The sequence below is a fragment of the Streptomyces sp. UH6 genome (assembly GCF_013421635.1).
Classification (GTDB): Bacteria; Actinomycetota; Actinomycetes; order Streptomycetales; family Streptomycetaceae; genus Streptomyces; species Streptomyces abyssomicinicus.
The window spans coordinates 1-2,570 of record NZ_JACADT010000820.1 but is presented as its reverse complement, the minus strand read 5'-3'; the positions used below and the strand labels follow the sequence as shown (position 1 = coordinate 2,570).

At 70.6% G+C, this 2,570-nt stretch carries 4 protein-coding genes; 2 read left to right on the top strand and 2 right to left on the bottom strand.

All coding sequences use genetic code 11. The annotated features are described in order from the left end of the window. Positions 1 to 98: 98 nt before the first annotated feature. On the bottom strand, positions 99 to 1,301 hold the full coding sequence (mqnC, locus tag HW445_RS26290) for a cyclic dehypoxanthinyl futalosine synthase (RefSeq protein WP_180223373.1): 1,203 nt from the start codon (positions 1,299 to 1,301) through the stop codon (positions 99 to 101). 240 nt (positions 1,302 to 1,541) lie between these two features. On the opposite strand from mqnC, the gene HW445_RS26285 reads away from it, so the two are divergent. Then, positions 1,542 to 2,006 carry a hypothetical protein gene (locus HW445_RS26285; protein ID WP_257231300.1) on the top strand — a complete coding sequence of 155 codons (465 nt, stop codon included), beginning with the start codon at positions 1,542 to 1,544 and terminating at the stop codon, positions 2,004 to 2,006. An 8-nt stretch (positions 2,007 to 2,014) separates the two neighbouring features. Beyond that, positions 2,015 to 2,266: a hypothetical protein gene (locus HW445_RS26280; RefSeq protein ID WP_180223372.1), complete on the top strand. Its 252-nt coding sequence runs from the start codon at positions 2,015 to 2,017 to the stop codon at positions 2,264 to 2,266. Between the two features lie 2 nt (positions 2,267 to 2,268). On the opposite strand, the gene HW445_RS26275 is transcribed toward HW445_RS26280, so the two are convergent. Next, on the bottom strand, positions 2,269 to 2,570 hold a 302-nt coding region (locus tag HW445_RS26275), incomplete at its 5' end, for a prepilin peptidase (RefSeq protein ID WP_180223371.1).

The window sequence follows — 2,570 nt, the reverse complement described above, 5'->3', positions numbered from 1 at the left end:
GCCCCGCACGACGACCGCGTACCCGGGCTCGCGGGGGCCGCCCTCGGTGACGGCCACGCCCCGCGCGGGGCGGTGGAGCGTCAGCAACGGCCCGGCCCTCAGCCCGCGTCGACGATCTGGAGCTCCGGGTGGGCGATGCCGCGCTCGATCGCCGTGGAGGAGATGTGCGAGGTCACGCGGTCGCCGTCGCCCGGGTCGTTCGCCGGGTCGTCGTGCACCACGAGGTGCTCGTAGGTGGTCGCGCGCTGCGCGGGGACCCGGTCCGCGGCGCGGATCAGGTCGATGATCTCCTGCCGGTTCGAGCGGTGGCGGGCGCCCGCCGAGGAGACCACGTTCTCCTCCAGCATGATCGAGCCGAGGTCGTCCGCGCCGTAGTGCAGGGAGAGCTGCCCGGCCTCCTTGCCCGTGGTCAGCCAGGAACCCTGGATGTGGGTGACGTTGTCCAGGAAGAGCCGGGCGACGGCGATCATCCGCAGGTACTCGAAGAGCGTCGCCTGGGTGCGGCCCTTCAGGTGGTTGTTCTCCGGCTGGTACGTGTACGGGATGAAGGCGCGGAAGCCGCCGGTGCGGTCCTGCACGTCGCGGATCATCCGCAGGTGCTCGATCCGCTCCGCGTTGGTCTCGCCGGTGCCCATCAGCATGGTCGTCGTGGACTCGACGCCCAGCCCGTGGGCGGTCTCCATGATCTCCAGCCAGCGCTCGCCGCTCTCCTTCAGCGGGGCGATCGCCCTGCGCGGCCGCGCGGGCAGCAGCTCGGCGCCCGCGCCGGCGAAGGAGTCCAGTCCGGCCCGGTGGATCCGGGTGATGGCCTCCTCGACGGAGACGCCGGAGATCCGGGCCATGTGCTCCACCTCGGAGGCACCCAGGCTGTGGATGACCAGCTGCGGGAAGGCGTCCTTGATCGCCTTGAAGTGCGACTCGTAGTACTCGACGCCGTAGTCCGGGTGGTGCCCGCCCTGGAACATGATCTGGGTACCGCCCAGCTCGACCGTCTCCGCGCAGCGGCGCAGGATGTCGTCGAGGTCGCGGGTCCAGCCCTTCTTGGTGTCCTTGGGGGCCGCGTAGAAGGCGCAGAACTTGCACGCGGTGACGCACACGTTGGTGTAGTTGATGTTGCGCTCGATGATGTACGTCGCGATGTGCTCGGTACCGGCGAACTTGCGGCGGCGGACGGCGTCGGCGGCCTGGCCGAGGGCGTGCAGCGGGGCGTCGCGGAGGAGGGCGACCGCCTCCTCGGGAGTGATCCGCCCACCATCGGCGGCACGGTCGAGCACAGACTGAAGTTCGGCCTTCTCGGTCACCGATGCGTCCCTTTCGTCAAGGGTTTGGACGGACCGCCTCAGCCTACGCCAGCCCTCCGGACGGACCACCGCAGCCTCGGGCCTGCCGGCGGCCGTCGACCTACGAAGTGAACGTTTCCGCTGGTCAGCGCACAGATGCGGCGGTACCTCATGCCGGTGACGTCCCAGGGCCGCCGGCAACTCCCCGGCCCGTGGCCCGTTGTCCCGCTCATCGATGAGGAACACGGAGGGAAACGAGGCATGCGACACATCACCCACTTCGCCGTCACCCTGCTGTCGGCCGCCGCCCTGGCGATGGCGCCGCCCGCACAGGCTCCCGCCAACGCGATCGGCTCCACGCCTGTGCGGACCTTCGCCTACACGGTCGGAGGCATCGCGATGAACATCCCGACCGGCTGCATGTTCACCCACATCGTCCGGGGAGGCGGCAGAAGGATCTCCTACCAGAACGCCGGCGTCGACTGCGCCTTCGTCGGCGCGTTGAACGCCGGTTTCTGCAACTGGCGCATCGACTTCGCGTACGCCAACACCAACACCAACACCAAGGTGTACCGGACCTCGCGGGGCCGGACCCACACGGAATGCCGTATCGATCCGATGCGGAGCAACAGCCCGCAGAAGCTTCCCCGTTACGGGAAGACCTGCGCCCGCCTGCACGTCAACGGCACTCGGCTCGCGAGCCGGTGCCACCACATCACCCGGTGAGGCGCCCCATGCACGAGCAGCAGTCCGAGCACCGGACAGGCTCCGGAGGACCGGAGGCGTACGGCCGCCGCCGCCGGGCTTCCGTCGTCGCGTTCGTGGCCGGTGTCGTCGCGGGGCTCGGCTTCTTCCTGTTCTTCCCTGGACTGCCCCATGTCATCGACTGGGGAGCGATCCTGGTGGCACTGGCCCTCGGTGTGGTGGCACGGGCCGGGTGCCTGGCCTGGCTGGCCAGGAGAGGGGCGGACCGTCCGCGGCGGTAAGGTCAGGCGCCGTAGGCTCCTGCCAGCAGGCCCAGGAAGGTGCCCGCCAGCAGGAAGGGGCCGAACGGCATCTCCGTGCGGCGGCCCCCTCGGCGCAGCAGGACCAGGCCGAGGCCGTACAGCCCGCCGGAGAGGAAGCCGGCGAAGGCGCCGAGCAGCAGCACCCCCCAGCCGTACCAGCCGAGCGCCGCGCCGATGGCGAGGGCGAGCTTGACGTCGCCGAAGCCCATGCCGGCCGGGCTGATGAGGTGCAGTACGAGGAAGCCGCCGGCGAGCGCGACGGCGCCGAGCAGCGCGCCGGTCC